The organism is Paenibacillus albiflavus (assembly GCF_004344915.1).
In the GTDB taxonomy this organism is placed as follows: Bacteria; Bacillota; Bacilli; order Paenibacillales; family NBRC-103111; genus Paenibacillus_AM; species Paenibacillus_AM albiflavus.
In genome coordinates, this window is record NZ_SKFG01000006.1 from 42,215 (window position 1) to 60,290 (window position 18,076).

General features: G+C 44.1%; 17 protein-coding genes and 1 pseudogene. 9 read left to right on the forward strand and 9 right to left on the reverse strand.

Translation table 11 applies throughout. The features are described from left to right. Positions 1-2: 2 nt before the first annotated feature. The 7 genes from cysC (at position 3) to E0485_RS08425 (ending at position 8,525) form a co-directional block, all read left to right on the forward strand. Positions 3-602, forward strand: coding sequence for an adenylyl-sulfate kinase (cysC, locus tag E0485_RS08395; protein WP_132417552.1), 600 nt, complete (start codon positions 3-5; stop codon positions 600-602). 29 nt (positions 603-631) lie between these two features. Next, positions 632-1,408, forward strand: a complete 777-nt coding sequence (cobA, locus tag E0485_RS08400) for a uroporphyrinogen-III C-methyltransferase (protein ID WP_132417553.1) — start codon at positions 632-634, stop codon at positions 1,406-1,408. A 21-nt stretch (positions 1,409-1,429) separates the two neighbouring features. Then, a complete protein-coding gene (locus E0485_RS08405; RefSeq protein ID WP_132417554.1) occupies positions 1,430-2,155 on the forward strand; it encodes a sirohydrochlorin chelatase in 726 nt (241 codons plus the stop codon). A 40-nt stretch (positions 2,156-2,195) separates the two neighbouring features. Next, on the forward strand, positions 2,196-3,977 hold the full coding sequence (locus E0485_RS08410; RefSeq protein WP_132417555.1) for an assimilatory sulfite reductase (NADPH) flavoprotein subunit: 1,782 nt from the start codon (positions 2,196-2,198) through the stop codon (positions 3,975-3,977). 27 nt (positions 3,978-4,004) lie between these two features. Next, entirely contained in the window at positions 4,005-5,723 is a 1,719-nt protein-coding gene (gene cysI / locus E0485_RS08415; protein ID WP_132417556.1) for an assimilatory sulfite reductase (NADPH) hemoprotein subunit, read from the forward strand. Positions 5,724-6,070: 347 nt separating this feature from the next. After that, entirely contained in the window at positions 6,071-7,369 is a 1,299-nt protein-coding gene (locus E0485_RS08420) for a GntP family permease (RefSeq protein WP_132417557.1), read from the forward strand. Between the two features lie 19 nt (positions 7,370-7,388). Further along, a complete protein-coding gene (locus E0485_RS08425) occupies positions 7,389-8,525 on the forward strand; it encodes a glycerate kinase (RefSeq protein WP_132417558.1) in 1,137 nt (378 codons plus the stop codon). 40 nt (positions 8,526-8,565) lie between these two features. On the opposite strand, the gene E0485_RS08430 is transcribed toward E0485_RS08425, so the two are convergent. Together E0485_RS08430 and E0485_RS08435 are read right to left on the reverse strand one after the other, a co-directional pair. After that, the gene (locus E0485_RS08430) at positions 8,566-9,594 is read right to left on the reverse strand and encodes a CdaR family transcriptional regulator (RefSeq protein WP_132417559.1); all 1,029 of its coding nucleotides are present in this window, start codon (positions 9,592-9,594) and stop codon (positions 8,566-8,568) included. A 121-nt stretch (positions 9,595-9,715) separates the two neighbouring features. Then, positions 9,716-10,705 (reverse strand): DMT family transporter, encoded by a 990-nt coding sequence (locus E0485_RS08435; RefSeq protein ID WP_132417560.1) that lies wholly within the window; start codon positions 10,703-10,705, stop codon positions 9,716-9,718. 165 nt (positions 10,706-10,870) lie between these two features. Between E0485_RS08435 and E0485_RS08440 the strand changes: the two genes are divergently transcribed. Together E0485_RS08440 and E0485_RS08445 are read left to right on the forward strand one after the other, a co-directional pair. Next, positions 10,871-11,746 (forward strand): LysR family transcriptional regulator, encoded by an 876-nt coding sequence (locus E0485_RS08440; RefSeq protein ID WP_132417561.1) that lies wholly within the window; start codon positions 10,871-10,873, stop codon positions 11,744-11,746. Between the two features lie 109 nt (positions 11,747-11,855). Next, positions 11,856-13,247: an MATE family efflux transporter gene (locus E0485_RS08445; RefSeq protein WP_132417562.1), complete on the forward strand. Its 1,392-nt coding sequence runs from the start codon at positions 11,856-11,858 to the stop codon at positions 13,245-13,247. A 64-nt stretch (positions 13,248-13,311) separates the two neighbouring features. Here the strand turns inward: E0485_RS08445 and E0485_RS08450 are convergent, their stop codons facing one another. The 7 genes and pseudogenes from E0485_RS08450 to E0485_RS08475 form a co-directional block, all read right to left on the reverse strand. Beyond that, a complete protein-coding gene (locus tag E0485_RS08450; RefSeq protein WP_328591291.1) occupies positions 13,312-14,328 on the reverse strand; it encodes an RNA polymerase sigma factor in 1,017 nt (338 codons plus the stop codon). 45 nt (positions 14,329-14,373) lie between these two features. Next, positions 14,374-14,589, reverse strand: a pseudogene (locus E0485_RS25495) (sigma factor); the annotation flags it as partial. Positions 14,590-14,596: 7 nt separating this feature from the next. Beyond that, a complete protein-coding gene (locus E0485_RS08455; RefSeq protein WP_132417564.1) occupies positions 14,597-14,944 on the reverse strand; it encodes a YciI family protein in 348 nt (115 codons plus the stop codon). A gap of 91 nt (positions 14,945-15,035) precedes the next feature. Then, positions 15,036-15,563, reverse strand: a complete 528-nt coding sequence (locus E0485_RS08460) for an alpha/beta hydrolase family protein (RefSeq protein WP_235857487.1) — start codon at positions 15,561-15,563, stop codon at positions 15,036-15,038. 48 nt (positions 15,564-15,611) lie between these two features. Beyond that, positions 15,612-16,079 (reverse strand): hypothetical protein, encoded by a 468-nt coding sequence (locus E0485_RS08465; RefSeq protein WP_132417565.1) that lies wholly within the window; start codon positions 16,077-16,079, stop codon positions 15,612-15,614. Positions 16,080-16,115: 36 nt separating this feature from the next. Continuing rightward, positions 16,116-17,240: a sensor histidine kinase gene (locus E0485_RS08470; RefSeq protein ID WP_132417566.1), complete on the reverse strand. Its 1,125-nt coding sequence runs from the start codon at positions 17,238-17,240 to the stop codon at positions 16,116-16,118. Continuing rightward, positions 17,237-17,923: a response regulator transcription factor gene (locus E0485_RS08475; protein WP_132417567.1), complete on the reverse strand. Its 687-nt coding sequence runs from the start codon at positions 17,921-17,923 to the stop codon at positions 17,237-17,239. The genes E0485_RS08470 and E0485_RS08475 overlap by 4 nt, the downstream gene beginning before the upstream one ends. Between the last annotated feature and the right edge of the window lie 153 nt (positions 17,924-18,076).

Below are 18,076 nucleotides of genomic sequence, written 5' to 3' on the forward strand. Positions count from 1 at the left end.
GAATGTCGAAGCTAGCAAATTTAACATGGCATGAGGCTGCTGTTACAAAGCATGATCGGCGTACCAGAAATAAGCATGGGAGCTGTGTGCTTTGGTTTACTGGCCTATCAGGATCGGGGAAATCCTCCATTGCCAATGCTTTATCAAGTGAATTATACCAAAAGGGGGTTCGCGAGTACGTCCTAGACGGCGATAACATTCGTCAGGGGCTAAACCGTGACCTTGGCTTTTCAGATCATGATCGGACTGAAAACATCAGAAGAATTGGCGAAGTAGCCAAATTATTTGTGGATAGCGGGGCAATCGTTACCACGGCGTTCATTTCCCCATTCCGCTCCGACCGCAATCAGGCTCGAGCCTTATTTGAAGAAGGGGAGTTTATTGAAGTCTTTGTCGACTGCCCATTAGAAGAATGTGAACGGCGTGACCCGAAGCAGCTCTATGCGAAAGTTAGGCGCGGTGAGATTAATGATTTTACAGGCATCCATTCCCCTTATGAGGCGCCGGAACAACCGGTAATTACAATTCGCTCTCAGTTCTTAACCGTGAATGAAGCTGTTGAAGAAATAATCCAATACCTCCAGGAAAAGGACATTCTCTAACCAAGCAGCTAGGAAAGGATGATTGTACCATGGCCGGCAAAGTTTATTTAGTAGGAGCGGGGCCAGGAGATCCCGATTTAATAACGGTAAAGGGATTACATTGCCTGCAAAAAGCTGATGTCATCCTCTATGATCGGCTTGTGAATCCTGAGCTTTTAAAGCACGCGAAAGACGGAGCCAAACTCGTTTATTGCGGCAAACTCCCAAACTATCACACGATGAAACAAGAAACCATTAATCATTTTCTAGTGAAATACGCGAAAAAGGGCAATCAGGTCGTCCGCTTAAAAGGGGGAGATCCCTTTGTATTTGGGCGTGGCGGTGAAGAAGCAGAGGAATGCATGAAGAATGATGTTCCGTTTGAAATTGTGCCTGGCATCACGGCGGGAATTGGTGCTTCAGCGTATGCAGGGATACCTGTCACACATCGATCGTTAAGTAAAAGCTTTGCTTTTATTACAGGACATCAAGCTGGTGACGTATCAGCCGAGCACCAGTGGCATCATCTTGCAAGGGGCGTAGACACGCTTTGCATCTATATGGGTGTAGCCCAGCTTCCAACCATTGCACAACAATTAATTCTGAATGGCAAATCACCGCAAACACCGACTGCCCTTATCCATTGGGGGACTTTAAGCGATCAAAGAACGGTAATCGGCACGCTCGAGTCCATAGAAGACAAGGTAAAAGAAGCAAAGATTGAAAATCCAAGCCTGATCATAATCGGCGAGGTCGTTCGACTTCACCATAAACTAAATTGGTTTGAAGATGAAATTGCTCCTAATCTGCCACTCGTACATGGATGAGTGTGAAAGGGGTCTCTGGTTATGAAAGCTATCCTTTACATTGGCCATGGAACACGATCGACAAAAGGATCTGAAGAAGTAAAAGATTTTATCCAAAGGGTAATCGAAAAGATTAATATTCCCATACAGGAAATCTCCTTCCTTGAGCTGACGCAGCCTCTCATTAGGGAGGGATTCGAAAGGTGTGTTAATAGAGGGGCAACTCAAATTACAGTGATACCGCTATTCCTTTTGGCAGCAGGACATATCAAACAAGATATTCCGCAAACGATTGCGTCTTTGCAGGCAAGATATCCTGATGTAGAGGTACAAATAAAGGATCCTTTCGGTGTACAAAAGGCCATACTCGATGCAATGGCAGAGCTCGTCTCGGCTGCTGCAGGTGATCTTGATTCACAAGATCAGTTATTAATTGTGGGAAGAGGAAGCAGTGATCCTAGCATTCACGTTGATTTTGCGAACATTGTGAGTGGAATGAGGGAGCGACTCGGGATAGAACACGTATCCGTCTGTTATTTAGCTGCTGCAGAACCAAGATTTAATGAGAGGTTGGAAGAAATAGTTCAAATAGCTAGAGGCAAAATCATCGTCCTGCCTTATTTGTTATTTTCAGGTCTTCTTTTAGCTGAAGTTAACCAAAGGGTGCTTGAGTGGAGAAAACGAGGAAAACCTATTTTTCATACGGGGCCATTAAGCAATCATAAGTCAATCGAAGAGATTGTCATTGCTCGTGCAACCAGTAGTTAGGCTTGGTGTAATGAAATACGCATAGGTGAGGTGTTAATCTTTGCAGTTTACTGTTGTTAACAGTCCCTTTAATCAGGAGCAAGTTGATCTTCTTAATAGGCTTCTTCCAGCTTTATCAGAGGGACAAAAAGCTTGGCTGAGCGGTTATCTTGCTGCGGCCCAATTTGCTGGTTTAGAAAGTGCCATCCCCCAGATAGCCAAAGAGATAACGATTATATACGGTTCCCAGACGGGTAATGCCCAGGGTCTTGCCAAACAGTTCGGCAAGGTACTAGTGGGTGATGGTTATCACGTTAACATATCATCTATGAATGATGTTAAACCAAATAATTTAAAGAAAATTCAAAATTTATTAATCATCACAAGTACGCATGGTGAAGGAGAGCCGCCGGATAATGCTCTTTCTTTTCATGAATTTCTGCATGGAAAGCGTGCACCGAGGCTTGATGATTTGCATTTCTCTGTTTTATCACTTGGAGACAGTTCATATGAGTTCTTCTGCCAGACGGGAAAGGAATTTGATGTAAGGCTTGAAGAGCTGGGCGGGAAACGGCTTTATGCTCGGGTTGACTGTGATCTCGATTATGATGATCCGGCCTCGGAGTGGATTGCAGGTGTTCGTCTTAGCTTAAAGGAGAATGACAGTGAATATGCTGTTCATACTGCTGCAGCTACAGCGGAAGTTATAGATGTGGCCTATTCTAGAACAAGTCCCTATCAAGCAGAGGTGCTTGAAAATATCAATTTAAATGGGCGTGGCTCGAATAAAGAAACCCGCCATCTGGAATTGTTATTGGAAGGTTCTGGCCTTACTTATGAACCGGGAGATAGCATTGGAATTTACCCTAAGAATAATCCTGTTCTAGTTGAGCAGCTGATAGAGGAATTGATTTGGGATCCTGAAGCCTTAGTAACGGTTAATAAAGATGGAGATGTTCTTCCGTTTAGAGAGGCACTCTTCTCTTATTATGAAATAACCGTGTTAACCAAACAGCTTCTTGAGAAGATCGCGCAGCTTTCAGAGAATGCGAATTTACGAGAGCTCGTATCCTCCCCAAATAGTGCAGAATTAAAAGAATATCTGGGAGGCCGAGATTTACTAGATTTAGTTCGTGATTATGGTCCATGGGGCAAATCGGCACAAGAGTTTGTCTCTGTTCTTAGGAAGATACCTGCACGTCTTTACTCCATCGCGAGCAGTTCGCTTGCTAATCCTGAAGAGGTCCATTTAACGATTGGGACTGTTCGGTATGATGCACATGGAAGGGAGCGGGAAGGAGTCTGCTCTACATATTGTGCGGATCGCGTGCAGCTGGGAGACACGCTGAACATTTATATTCAGCATAATGAGAACTTTAAGCTTCCATCGAACCCAAATACACCAATTATTATGATTGGACCGGGTACAGGTGTTGCGCCATTTCGTGCCTTTATGCAAGAGCGCGAGGAATTAGGTGCGAAAGGAAAGTCGTGGCTCTTTTTCGGCGACCGCCATTTTGTAACGGATTTTCTCTATCAGATAGAATGGCAGAAGCTGTTGAAGAGCGGCGTCCTTACCAAAATGGATATAGCCTTTTCACGCGATACGGAGAAGAAGGTATATGTACAGCACCGCATGCTTGAACATAGCAAAGAATTATTTGAATGGCTTGAAGAAGGGGCCGTCGTATACATTTGCGGAGATGAAAAAAACATGGCACGTGATGTTCATTCCGCACTTATTGACATTATCGAGCGGGAAGGCGGCATGAGCCGGGAAGAAGCAGCAGGCTATCTTACGAGCATGCAGCAGCACAAACGTTACCAGCGTGATGTGTATTAAGTAAGGATGGAAAGGAGCTTGTCAAGAATGGAGAAACAAATCCTAAAAGCCCCTGAGGGCAAACCTAGCGACGTTGAACGGATTAAAGACGAAAGCAACTATTTGCGTGGTAGGCTTAAGGAAACGATGACAGAGCCAATCAGTGCAGGTATCCCAGACGATGATAACCGTTTATTAAAGTTTCACGGCAGCTACCTGCAGGATGATCGGGACTTGCGAAATGAGCGGCACAAGCAAAAGCTTGAACCAGCGTATCAATTTATGCTGCGTATTCGCTTACCAGGTGGGGTTGCAACGCCGGAACAGTGGCTTGTTCTTGATGAACTGGCTCAAAAATACGGAAATGACACTTTAAAATTAACAACACGCCAGACATTTCAAATGCATGGTATTTTAAAATGGAATATGAAAAAGACGATCCAGGACATTCATCACTCTCTTTTGGATACAATTGCGGCTTGTGGTGATGTAAACAGAAACGTCATGTGTAATCCGAATCCTTATCAGTCAGAAATCCATTCAGAAGTATACGAATGGTCGAAGCAATTAAGCAGTCATTTATTACCACGTACTACTGCGTATCATGAAATATGGCTTGATGATGACAAAGTGGCTGGGACACCAGAGACCGACGAAACAGAGCCCATGTATGGCAAGCACTATCTCCCTCGAAAGTTTAAAATCGGCATAGCTGTCCCGCCTTCCAATGATATCGATGTTTTTTCACAGGATCTTGGCTTTATAGCGATTATAGAAGAGGGGAAGCTAACAGGTTTTAACGTGGCAATTGGAGGAGGCATGGGCATGACACATGGGGATAAAGAGACGTATCCCCAGCTTGCTAAAGTAATCGGCTTCTGTAAACCTGAGCAAATATGCGATGTAGCTAAACAGGTCATTACGATTCAGCGTGACTATGGTAACCGTTCTGAACGGAAAAATGCACGGTTTAAATATACGGTTGACCGGCTAGGTGTGCAAACAGTTATAGAAGAATTGGAAAACCGCCTCGGATGGAGCTTGAACGAAGCAAAATCCTATCATTTTACTCATAATGGTGATCGTTACGGCTGGATAGAAGATGTTCAGGGAAAATGGCATTACACGATGTTTGTAGAAGGCGGCCGAGTTGCAGATTTTAATGGCTACGAGCTAAAAACCGGATTGCGCGAAATTGCCAAAGTACATACTGGCGAGTTTCGGCTAACAGCTAATCAAAACCTGATTATTGCTGGTGTACCCAGCGGAGAAAAGAATAGAATAACAGCGCTTATTGAACAGTACGGTTTAACGGATGGCAAACAATTTAGTGCGCTTCGCCGTAATTCAATGGCATGTGTAGCTCTGCCGACATGCAGTTTGGCGATGGCTGAGGCCGAGCGCTATTTGCCTGAGCTCATTGATAAAATCGAGGAAATTGTCGATTCTAATGGACTTAGGGATGAAGAAATCACGATCCGCATGACAGGATGCCCGAATGGCTGCGCCCGCCATGCCCTAGCTGAAATTGGCTTTATTGGCAAAGCGCCGGGCAAATACAATATGTATATTGGAGCAGCTTTTGATGGCAGCCGTTTAAGTAAAATGTACCGGGAAAACATCGGCGAAGCAGAAATATTAAATGAACTGCGTGTGCTCCTTTCTCAGTATGCTAAAGAACGGCAAGCAGGAGAACATTTTGGCGACTTCGTGATCCGAACCGGTGTCATAAAGGAAGTGACAGACGGTAGGAATTTTCATGATTGATTAACGGCTGGAAGACGATATTACGTATTTGGGATTTTTTCATGAAATTTACTCGTCTGAAGAACCCTTTGAGTATGAGGCACGAAATATTTAGTCTTATTGTTACCCTTAAAGCCCCTGTGAGTTTCACCTCGCAAGGGCTTTTTCATGTGACGGTCTATTTAGTGCAAATGCACAATAATGTTCAGCAGAGTATCAATTGCTAAAAGGTAAGGGGACAAATATAATGAAAACGTATTCAATTGAATGAAGCAGGATAAATGTAAAGGCTAAATGAGTAGAGTACTCATAGTAGCGCAATAGAACTTACAAAATAATAACATCATGATCACTATGGGGTGGATGGAATGGAAGCATTGGAAATTAGCTGGATTGGCGCATTAGCTGGCTTAGCGCTTGCAATCATATTAATTTTGTTTAGACTGGCACCAACGTATTCATTGATACTAGGAGCAATTGTTGGTGGATTTATTGGCGGAGCTGATTTTTCAGAGGTTATTAAAATCCTGATTTCCGGAACACAAAGTGTTCAAGGTACGGTTATTCGTATTATCGCAGCTGGTGTTTTCGCTGGTGTTATGATGGAATCTGGCGCAGCGGGAACCATTGCGAAAGTTATCGTTGATAAACTTGGAGGGACGAAAGCGATGTTGTCGCTTGCATTGGCTACTATGGTTATTACTGCGGTAGGGGTATTCATTCCTGTTGCGGTATTAATTGTTGCACCAATCGCATTATCTGTTGGCCACAAGATGGGGTATTCGAAGATTGCTTTGCTAGTGGCTTTGTCTGGCGGAGGTAAAGCGGGTAATATTATTTCACCTAATCCGAATACCATTGCAGCAGCAGGGGGATTCAATCTCGATGTGAACCAGGTCATGCTGGGCGGATTAGTTCCCGCGCTATTCGGGTTAGCAGTTGCGGTGCTGCTCGCATCATTAATTAAGTTCAAAGGCACTAAAGTAACGGATCTGGAAGCTGCCGAATTAGAAAAGGCTAGTGCTGCGAATTTACCACCGTTATCAAAAGCTTTAGTCGCTCCAATTCTCGCTATTGTTCTATTGATGATTAGCCCGGTTGGTTCGATGTTAGGTGTTCAGTTTCTTGCAGATCTAAAAATTGATTCTTTGTTTATTCTGCCATTTGCCGGTGTAGTTGGCGCTTTGGCATTAGGTAAGTCAACAAAAATTTTAAATTACTGTTCGGCCGGTTTAGATCGAATGACACCAACGATTCTAATTATTATTGGTGCGGGTGCCATTGGCGGATTGATTACAGCGTCAACCCTGCCTGCAGAAGTTGTTACTCTTGTACAGGCCTCGGGAATATCGGGAGTATTCCTTGCACCTATAGCAGGTACATTAATGGCAGCAGCAACCGCATCCACTTCAACAGGTGTCATCTTGGCTACGGGTTCATTCTCAAATGCAATATTAAATACAGGTGTAGCCCCTCTATCAGCTGCAGTTATGACCCATGCCGGTGCTACGGTAATCGACCACTTGCCACACGGAACTTACTTCCACGTGACACGTAATGCAATGGGCATGACTATGAAGGATAGAATGAAGGTTGTCCTGTATGAAAGTATGGTCGGTATAACGATGACTATCGTATCCGTAATTCTTTTTGGATTCATCTTATAGAAGGAATGGGGAATCATTTATGGGTAAGAAATTTTTATTAGCTCCTGATTCGTTTAAAGAAAGTATGACTGCAAAAGAAGTATGCGAAGCTATGGAAATCGGAATTAAAAGAGCGATTCCAGATGCGGAGTGTATTCATGTACCTATGGCTGATGGCGGTGAAGGCACGGTCCAGTCGTTGGTAGATGCAACAGGCGGCACTTTGATACACAAAGAAGTGACCGGACCTCTCGGTACGCCCGTTCTCGCCCATTATGGAATCTTGGGAGACGGCAAAACAGGCGTGATTGAAATGGCATCAGCTAGTGGAATTCACCATGTGACAAAAGAAACCAAAAATCCATTAATTACGACTACCTTAGGAACAGGTGAACTCATTAAGGATTGTATTGAAAAAGGCATGACAGATATCATTCTAGGCATTGGCGGAAGCGCTACGAATGACGGCGGTACTGGAATGGCAACAGCACTAGGTTATAGATTTCTAGATAAGCAAGGGAACGAACTGCAACTTGGCGGCGGATACCTCGGTGAGTTGGAAACAATCGATACTTCTAATGTGCATCCGCAATTAAAAAATATAAAAATCCTGGTAGCATCGGATGTAACGAATCCATTATGCGGAGAGCGGGGTGCATCCGTGGTGTTTGGTCCGCAGAAGGGTGCTACTCCTGAAATGGTTACACAACTGGATAATAATTTGAGGCACTACAGTGAAGTTGTCAAACAGCAATTAGGAATCGATATGGTAAATGTACCTGGCGCAGGTGGTGCAGGCGGCCTTGGTGGCGGACTGATCGCTTTCACCAACTCCACAATGAAAAAGGGAATTGAAATTGTAATTGAATATACAGGTTTGAAAGAAAAACTTCAGCATGTGGACTACTGCTTTACAGGGGAAGGCGGCATTGATTTCCAGACGAAATTCGGTAAAGCACCTTTTGGAGTTGCCCAGGCAGCTAAAGCCGTTAACGGTGATATGAAGGTGATCGCCTTGGCTGGATATGTGGGTAAGGATGTTGAAACCTTATACGACGAAGGATTTGATGCGATTTTTGGAATTGTTCCGGGAGCAGCAGACATTGATACCTTACTGGCGCAAGGCAAGGAGAATGTTGCCCGTACATCTGAAAGCATTGCTAGATTGTTGAAATAACATGAAAGAGGATGTCCTACAGTAATTGTAGTCGTCCTCTTTATTTTATTCGTTTTATGAGCATACAAATGAGTTCCACGAGATCTAAAATATGTTTTGGATCTTTGCCTGTGATGCTGTGAATCTTCTGTAATCTATAGTTCAATGTATTCCTGTGGATCATGAGCCTGTCGGCGCTTACATTTGCGTTTAGGTTACAGCTGAGATAGACCTGAAGTGTCTTGATCAGTTCATCATCTTTTTCTAGTGAATGGATTAGCCGTTCTGCTTTTGTATCATTCTTGTGCAGTTTCAATATATCGGCGATGAACTCACATTGTGAATAGGAAATGGCTTTTACGTCGAAATAAACACCCTTCAATACACGCATAGCTAATTTGGCCTGCAACATTCCTTCAGAAACAGTATCGTTCATTTTGCTGATGGAAATGAAAGCATTCGGATATTGATTTGCAATCGTTTGTTGCAGGGCTTCAATCTTATCCGTTTCCTGAACGACTATACAAAGCGAATAGTTGGACATTCTAAAGGAGGGTAAGCTTTTCATCATATCCTCAGCAATTTCACTAGAGGACTCCACATATATGATTTGGGAGGATTTAGTTAACTCAATGCCATAGGTCAACGCCTGACTGATTAATTCTTTTGTATAAGTGGTGTCCGAATCGATAAGTAAGCTGAAAAATTCTTGTTTTAAGTTATTTTTCAAATTCGCTTTTTCCAATGCAATGTTTTGCTCAATTAGTAAAATGACAGCTGATTTTAGAATGTTTCCGAAAGGCCTCATTTCCGTTACTTCACCGCTGATTCCTACTACACCGATAATATGGCCGTTCCATTCGATTGGTAAATTAATGCCCTTCTTCACCAGCTCCTCATCTTTGTGAATTTCCACCGTTTGGCCTTGTCTTATGGCTTTACATGCACCATGATGCAGTGTGCCAATTCTTCTTTTATTTCCACTCCCGATGATCCTGCCTGTGTGATCCATAATATTAATATTGTAAGGAATATCCATCATCATTCTATCGACAATTGTTTGGGCCTGATTATGTGTCAACTCATACATAGCTGTATCTCCTTTATAATTGTGCAAAGTAACAAAGGTTTAATTCATTATAGCTTGTCGTTGTGATGATTTCCATTTCTGAATCTCTTCTGAAAAAAGAAAAAGACCCCTCGAGGGGAGTCTATCGAGCAACTTCCATAATCTCTTCTTTAGCTTGAGTGGCAGCAGAATAAGCTCTGTTGTCATTAAGTTGTATGGTTTTCCTTTGGTACACATTGTTCTGTAATAGGGCAAAGATAATGAGCAGCGTTCCAAAAAGTTCATATTGGCTGATTTGGTAGCCTTGAAAAGCCATAATAACGAATGTGGTAATGGGAACAAAATTAATAAATAATATACCGTTTAGCGGTGATAACAACTTGATTCCTTGATTCCAGCAGAGTAAGGCTGCTAGCCCTGGCAATAAAATCATGAAGGACATTTCATATTTAATTGAAAGTATCGTCTGCCATGTAGGAACGGGAAGCAATTGAAAGACGGAGGCGAGCGTAACAATTACCAAAGACACAGCGCTTCCTAGCAAGCAGGTTATAGTAGAATAGCGCAGGATCGACCAATCCTTGAATCGGCTTCCCCCCATCGAATACACGACCCATCCCAAAACTCCTATAAAAATCAGAAATAAAGGAATAAGATGCTGTCCAGCCATTCTGAAAAAGTCAAATTTCCCATTGGTGATCACGAGTAAGGCACCGACAAGTGCGATAGCAACACTTGCGAGCGTGTACTTGTTCGGAGCTTTTTTTGTTGTGATCCACAAGACCATAATGGATATCATCGGCATGAGTACTTCCATAATGGAGGCGGCGATTGTACCTGACTCCCCCATGAGTTGCTGTCCGAGGAAGACGCACATATTATAGACTACAAACGCCATTATTCCTAAAAACAATAAGGATTTGCCTCTTCCCTCCAAGCGAAATGATGCTTTTCCCTCTTTCATCCAAAGCAACAAGCTGAGGATGAGCGCAACGACGAAATAACGGATAAACGAAAAATAGAATGGATCGATTTGTTGCAATGCTATGTGTGCAACGGGGAACATAGCTCCCCATGACATACTTGCGATCAAGCAAAGCACAGAACCTAGAATGATTTGTTTTTTTTGCATGTTTTTAATTCTCCCTAGCAAGAAACTGCCGACTTTTCGGATGTACTTAACCATTATAGGAAGGTTAGAGGATATGGTAAAATGATTGAAAGTAAAGTTTATCATCATTTAAAATGATATTTTGCACAGGGTGTGTTCGTAACAGAGAGCTGAGGAGAGGTTGTATTGGAGCTTAATGACTTAAAAATTTTTCAGACCGTTGCTACATGTGGAAGTATTAGTAAGGCTGCATTGGAACTGAACTACGTTCAATCCAATATTACAGCAAGAATTAAGGTGCTTGAGAAAGAGCTTCGGACGCCATTGTTCTATCGGCATAAGCGAGGAATGATCTTAAACCCGGAAGGAAAGCGGTTGTTAGAACAATCGAGGGGGATCTTGGCGGGAATAGAGCGAGTGAAACGCACATTTCAAGATAAATCGAACCCCTCAGGTGTCCTGGAGATTGGAATTGTGGAGACGGTGATGGCTCTACCAGATATTTTGTCCTCCTATTGCAGGAAGTACCCTAATGTTGAATTATCTTTAAAGGCTGGGGTTACCGAGTTTTTATTGCAACAGGTAATTGATATGAAGCTGGATGGAGCCTTTGTGACAGGGCCTATCAGGCATCCATTAATCGAACAGGTTGAGGTTATTCAAGAAAAGCTAGTACTTGTATCCAAAGAAAAAACCTTTTCGATGGAGGACATAACCCAAAGGCCATTGTTGCTATACAATAAAGGCTGCGGGTATCGCGAAAGACTGGAAAGCTGGATGAAGACGGCGGGAATTATCCCAAAACAGATCATGGAGTTTGGAACGCTCGGGACGATTATAGGCAGTGTATCTGCAGGAATAGGAATAACGATTATCCCGGAATCATCTATTGCCGATCTAGTTGCCAAAGGCACCGTATTCTGCCACAGCGTACCTGAACCATACCATGAAATTACGACTATTTTTATCCGGCGAAAAGATTCATATACAACGAGCACATTACAATGTTTTATGGATGAAATTGTTGCTCGCGCTTCTGTGAAGCAAACGTTTTTTTCTTAAGAGAGTCTATCCTCTTGTAGCGTTTGTTTCGCGATAGACGTTTTGGCTCTCAGGCATTACACTAGGACAAGTGTAGAAATAGAATAGAAATAGTAGGAGCATACAAAACGTGACATCATTAGATCAAACACCATCTTGGAAAAAACTTCGTCTCTTTACGGTTACTTGGCCCATTTTCATCGATTCCGTGCTTCGGATGATGCTGGGTACGGTGGACGTGTTTATGTTAAGCCGCATTTCCGACACGGCGACGGGGGCGGTAGGGTTAGCCAACGAAATCATTTTCTTTTGTATTCTGATGTTCGGCTTTGTCGGAATCGGAACCAGCGTTGCGGTGTCCCAATATATCGGCGCCAGACGGGAGCAGGAAGCGAGCCGCATCTCGGCGCACGCCATTGCGATTAACCTGATTTTTGGGATCATCGTCAGCATCATACTCTTTAGTTTTGGAGAGCCTCTAATGCGGCTGATGCATTTAAGTCCAGAACAAATTGGGATCGCAAGTCATTATTTAAAGATTATCGGTGGCTTTATTTGGATTGAAGCGCTCTCTTATGCCATTTCGTCGGTTATTCGATCCACCGGACATACGAAGAGTGTTATGTATGTGACATTAGGCGTCAATTTGATTCATGTAGCAGGCAATTATTTGCTTATATTCGGTAACTTTGGCTTTCCGGAATGGGGTGTTACAGGAGCGGCTGTATCGACGGTTGTTAGCCGATTACTCGGCATCGTCGTTCTTATCCTGATATTGTACCGCCGCATTCCTGCACCGATTCGGCGTAAGGATTACGTTAGCTGGAACGGCACCTATGTGAAGCAGATTCTGAGCGTTGGCTTGCCTGCTGCAGGCGAGCATCTCTCCTGGCAGTCGCAGTACCTCATGATCATAGGCTTTGTCAATATGATTGGCGTCACGGCGTTAAATACGCATGTTTACGTCATGAATGTATCGAACTATTTTATGGCGCTTGCGATGGCAATCGGGGCGGGTACGGAGATCATTGTCGGACAAATGGTTGGCGCGGGGGAAATGAATGCGGCCTACCGTAGACTGATGAAAAGCGTGAAAATCAGCTTCCTATTAACGCTGGCCATCGTCGGTACGGCATCGCTATTCCGCCATGAGTTGATCGGCATGTTCACGAAGGACCCAGACATCATAGCCGTGGGAGCAAGTATTTTCTTGCTTTCTATCGTACTTGAGCCCGGCCGGACGTTCAACATTGTCATTATCAATTCGCTGCGTGCCGCTGGCGATGCGCGTTTCCCCGTTCTGATGGGTGTGCTTTCCATGTGGGGAGTCTCGGTACCGCTTGCTTACTTGCTGGGCGTTCATTTCGGGTTCGGGTTGTTCGGCGTTTGGATCGCGTTTGTGGTGGATGAGTGGTTACGTGGGATCATCATGCTGCTTCGCTGGAGAAGCCGGGCATGGGAGAAGAAAGCGCTCGTGAAGCCGAATTCCGTTACGGAAACCGGCAATGAATTGACTGTTTAGAGAAAATGAGTAAAGGCACCTTTGATTAGAAGGTGCCTTTGTTTTGCTTCGGCATGGGCAACTTTTAATTTGAGTGGAGTCTTGAACGTTCAGGACTTCTTCCGAATCCGCCATCTACTATTCTGACTTTTGCTCGTTGATGTAAGAATTGTTTTACGGATAAATCTTCACAAAGTCCAATGGCGCGGCTGTAAGCAGCTTGAGCTTCCTCGATTTTGTCCATATTCTCGTACAAATGGGCAGCAAGTGCCCAATAAGGTTGGTAGTTTGCGATTTTAGCCTGAGGAATAGCTTCAAGTAGGGTTAGCCCCTTGTCAGTCCCATATGCTTCTGCAACGGCGGCTGCTCGTCCCACTAGAACCCCGATAGTCGGACTTAAGCGGATGAGTCCTTCATATAACAACGCGATTTCTTCCCACTGGGTACATCCGGTCCGCGCCCGCTGGGAATGAACCGATTGAATGGCCGCCAAGAGCTGGAATCGTCCTATTCGACCTGATCGCGCTGCTGTATGAAGACATTGCTCTGCCTCCATCATCAGGGAGGCTGACCAGCGTGACGTATCCTGCTCAGAGAGTGGAACATAGTTCCCTGTGTCATCGCGCCGCGCTTTCCGCCTTGCCTCGCAATGCAGCATTAACGAAAGAAGCCCCTGAACTTCGGGTTCGTCAGGCATATACTTCGTAAGGAGCCTTCCCAGGTAAATTGCCTCATCGACTAAACCTTTGTGGCGCGAATCCACGCCCGCAAGTATCTCCCAACCGCTTCCATAGGCTGCATAAATAGCTTCTAATACGGCGTCCAAGCGCCCAGGCAATTCTTCGACTTCAGGCATGGTGAACATCAATCGATCGGTTCGAATTTTTGCTTTTGCACGCGTAAGCCGTTGACCCATCGCAGAGGGCTTAACAACGAATGCAGACGCGATGTGACCAGCATTAATGCCAAGTACGGTCTGCAGCATTAGCGGGGTGCGAACCGATGGATCAATATCTGGATGTGTGCAAAGAAACATCATTTTTAACCGTTCATCGGGAAAAGACGTGCCAAAGGAAGTCTTTTGCTGGACTTCCTCCGACATACTGAGCAAAGCAGGCAAAGCTCTTTCGGAAACACGGTCGCGGCGGGCGCGATCGATAAGCCGCCGCCTGGCTACTTTAAGAAGCCAGGCTTCCGGCTTATTTGGAATGCCAATCTGGGGCCATAATTCTAGAGCAGAGAGAAGGGCATCCCCGAGCGCATCTTCAACTGCTTCCAGGTCACGCCAGTTTACTGCAAGGTATGCAATCAGCTTCCCGTAAGCGTCGCGCACGGTAGTTTCGACAACATGATGAGGACTCATCGAAATATCACTTTAGCGAAGGGAGATTCTGTCTCACTTCAACCGCATTCACAGGGGCTCGGGCTGCCCACTCCAACGCGGTGTCCAGATCGGGTACGTCTATAACGAATAAACCGCCGAGTTGTTCTTTGGTCTCGGTAAAAGGTCCATCCTGTACAAACATATCTCCGTCACGTCGCAGTAGAGTTGCCGCTGTCTCAGGAGCATGAAGGCCAAATCCGCTGACAACAATGCCAGATTCACGCAACGCATGCACATAATGAGACCAACCTGCCAGGTATTCCTCCTGTCTTGCTGGATCCTTGCGAGCGGCGAAATCCTCAGGACTTTCATAAAACATAAGTGAGAAATGCATACTTCAAACTCCTCTCATTTTTTAAGTTCGTGATCATCTATCACATAGTAATGTCGTTTAAAGGATGTGGATTTCTACAATTCATGATTTTTTAATTATACTTTTGAAGAAAGGCTTTTACTTTTTCATAAGCAAACTGAGTGCTCAAATTATCTGGTACTAAATCAAAAATATGATCGGCTTTCGGAAGAAGATAAAATTCATGGGGAATGTTATTTTCTTTTAGCTTTCCATTCAAAATTTCAGCCTGTTCTTCTGGAACAATTCGATCACTTGCTCCTAAAAGTGTAATCGTAGGAGGTGTATTTTCTTGAATGTAACTGATCGGAGAAAGTATTGTATAACGATCAGGGAATTGTGAAGGTGTACCCCCAATGTATGTTTCCATAACACTTTGCACATAGTCAGGGCTAGGATCGTTGTTATAAAATTCCGTCATATCTGCCGGTCCACTCATTATGTTCGGAAGTCCGCTTGGATTCCAAATATAGTATGTCATATAGCCGATAACAAGAAATGCTATCACTGCAAGAATTGTCAGTAGCCATTGATAAAATCCTCTAGGACGCCATGATGTTAGTTGTTTTTGTTGAACCATTACGTTTACATTTTTTTCCAAACTTTTATGATCTCTGTACAAAAGGTTGCAGCCTTTAGAAACAAAATGTTAGGTTTTATTTATATTCCTTTCAAGGAAGAATCCCCCAAAGAAAATAACTAAACTAATCAGTGTACCGATAAATGTCCAAGTCATTACAGAAGTATCTTTGGCGGGACTATATGTTACAACGTATATTACTGCAGTTACAGTATAAATAATGGATGTCACAACCTGAGTAAGATGGTTGATTTTAAGAAATAATCTTGCCTTCTTAGCATCCATTTTCACTAATAGCAAACCAATTGCATCCAATATACACAATATTCCGACTATTAAAAGTATAATCGCTACAATTTGAGGATACATTTTACCATTAATTATTCCAACTAATACATTGAAACCACTAGAATTTGTAGTTATTGTTCCTGTTGTTATTGAAGCAAATGGAAGGGCTAAAGTAAGTATTGTCACCAGTGAGAGCACAAGAGCGACATTTACATTAAAGACTACAAGCTTGTTTTTGTTTTCTTTCAAATTAGATCACTCCAGTTTAAGTTGTGATAGATCCTTTCAAGAAAAGTCGTTTCCGTTCGTGGGCAAATAAACGGAAAATGTCGTGCCTATACCCGGTTTACTAGCGACACGAATGAAACCCCCGTGGGCTTTGACAAAGTGATGGGTAATAGACAGTCCGAGTCCCGTTCCGCCCGAATGCCGCGAACGGGCTTCTTCTACCCGATAAAAACGATCGAATAGGTGTGCAAGATCTTCCGCCGGAATGCCGATGCCAGTGTCGGCTATGGAAACACTCGCAAAGACCGCTCCCGACACAACAACTTGGTCTTCTATTATGACGGAAATCGTTCCCCCGCTGGGCGTATAACGGATCGCATTGGTTAGCAAATTAATGAAAACCTGCGTGATTCGTCTCACATCGGCCAACACCATTACCGGACTTGTTCGTGAAGAAAGCTGGACTTCTAGTCCGCATTCTTCCGCTTCATGCTGCACGTCTTCAACGATCTGTTCGAGCCTTGCCGTCAGATCGAGCGGCTGACGGTCGAGCGATAAACGGCCCGCCTCAGCAAGGGACAAGACATGAAGATCCTCCACCAGCAGGCTTAGACGGATAACTTCATCATGAAGTCGAAGAAGCGTTTCCGGAGAGATGTCATTTCCATCTTGCTGGGCATTTTCCAGTTTGAGCTGCATAATGGATAGCGGTGTGCGGAGTTCGTGAGCGACATCGGCCACCAATCGCCTGCGGGCATCCTCGGCTTCTCGGAGCCGAAGTGTCATTTCATTGAATGTTTGGATCACTTTACCGTATTCGTCTCTCGTTTGTACAGGAACTTTTACCTCCAGATCCCCTTGCGCAACGCGTTCGATAGCTACAACGAGTTTTCTAAGCGGAAGTGTCAATACCCCCGAAATCCATAAGCTAAAGAATTCTCCGATCGCTACGATAAAAACCCCTTTTACAATTCCGATCAGTTTCATCTTATCCATTATATATGTTTTCATGATCTCGATTTGCTCGCCAGGTGCGGCGATCAAGTAAGCTTCATTGATTTCGGCTTTGCGAAATTGATCAAACAAGAAGTTGATATAAATCTGATTGGTTAGGGAATGAGTGATTACGATGATTAAAACAAGAAGACCCATATAGGTGAATATTTTTTGGCGGACTGTCATGGTTGTTCACCGAAGCGATACCCAAAACCGTATACGGTTTGAATATATCGAGGTTTGGTCGCATCATCCTCTAATTTTCGGCGGAGATTGCGGATATGGGAATCCATTGTCCGATCATACCCTATGTACTCATCCGCGAGAGCTGTCTTTAATAATTGCAATCGGCTGAAGACGATTCCTGGCCGCGACGCCAATGTATACAAAATTTTGAATTCGGTCGGTGTCAGCGCGATTTCCTCGCCGTCTTTGAATACCTGACATTTGGCCTCGGAGATGGTCAGGTTATCCAATTTCAATAGCTTCGGCTGATCATTCGAGCCACGCAAACGGCGAAGCACGGCTCGAATCCGCGATGCGAGTTCACGCAAGCTGAAAGGCTTGGTCAAATAATCGTCTGCGCCGAGTTCTAGACCGACGATTCTATCCGATTCATCCGATCTGGCTGTAACCATAATAATGCCGCAATGCGATGTTTGCCTTAATTCGCGGCATACATCGATACCGCTTTTTTCCGGGAGCATCCAATCTAGCACGATAAGATCAGGCTGCTCCTTCCGCACGATCGCAAGCGCTTCATTACCGGTTCGGGCTAACAAGACGCGGAATCCTTCTCGCTGCAAGAATGTCTGCATCTCATCCAGCATGTTCGGTTCATCCTCTACAAGCAACAATTTTATCTCCAAAGTCAGTCCCTTCTTCCAGCTTAGTTTGAATCCATTATACCCTGATATTTGGGGAGAGTGACGAAGTCCTCGCAAAAAGAGAGAGATCTGCATATGATCTCGACATTTGTTTTGTAAACTGAGTGGGAAGGAAGAGAAGTAACTTGCTGATTC

Bases quoted from the DNA above. Each gene is read 5' to 3' on its own strand.
- cysC (WP_132417552.1), top strand. From the start codon at position 3: ATGTCGAAGCTAGCAAATTTAACATGGCATGAGGCTGCTGTTACAAAG.
- cobA (WP_132417553.1), top strand. From the start codon at position 632: ATGGCCGGCAAAGTTTATTTAGTAGGAGCGGGGCCAGGAGATCCCGAT.
- E0485_RS08405 (WP_132417554.1), top strand. From the start codon at position 1,430: ATGAAAGCTATCCTTTACATTGGCCATGGAACACGATCGACAAAAGGA.
- cysI (WP_132417556.1), top strand. From the start codon at position 4,005: ATGGAGAAACAAATCCTAAAAGCCCCTGAGGGCAAACCTAGCGACGTT.
- E0485_RS08420 (WP_132417557.1), top strand. From the start codon at position 6,071: ATGGAAGCATTGGAAATTAGCTGGATTGGCGCATTAGCTGGCTTAGCG.
- E0485_RS08425 (WP_132417558.1), top strand. From the start codon at position 7,389: ATGGGTAAGAAATTTTTATTAGCTCCTGATTCGTTTAAAGAAAGTATG.
- E0485_RS08430 (WP_132417559.1), bottom strand. From the start codon at position 9,594: ATGTATGAGTTGACACATAATCAGGCCCAAACAATTGTCGATAGAATG.
- E0485_RS08435 (WP_132417560.1), bottom strand. From the start codon at position 10,705: ATGCAAAAAAAACAAATCATTCTAGGTTCTGTGCTTTGCTTGATCGCA.
- E0485_RS08450 (WP_328591291.1), bottom strand. From the start codon at position 14,328: ATGTCGGAGGAAGTCCAGCAAAAGACTTCCTTTGGCACGTCTTTTCCC.
- E0485_RS08455 (WP_132417564.1), bottom strand. From the start codon at position 14,944: ATGCATTTCTCACTTATGTTTTATGAAAGTCCTGAGGATTTCGCCGCT.
- E0485_RS08470 (WP_132417566.1), bottom strand. From the start codon at position 17,240: ATGACAGTCCGCCAAAAAATATTCACCTATATGGGTCTTCTTGTTTTA.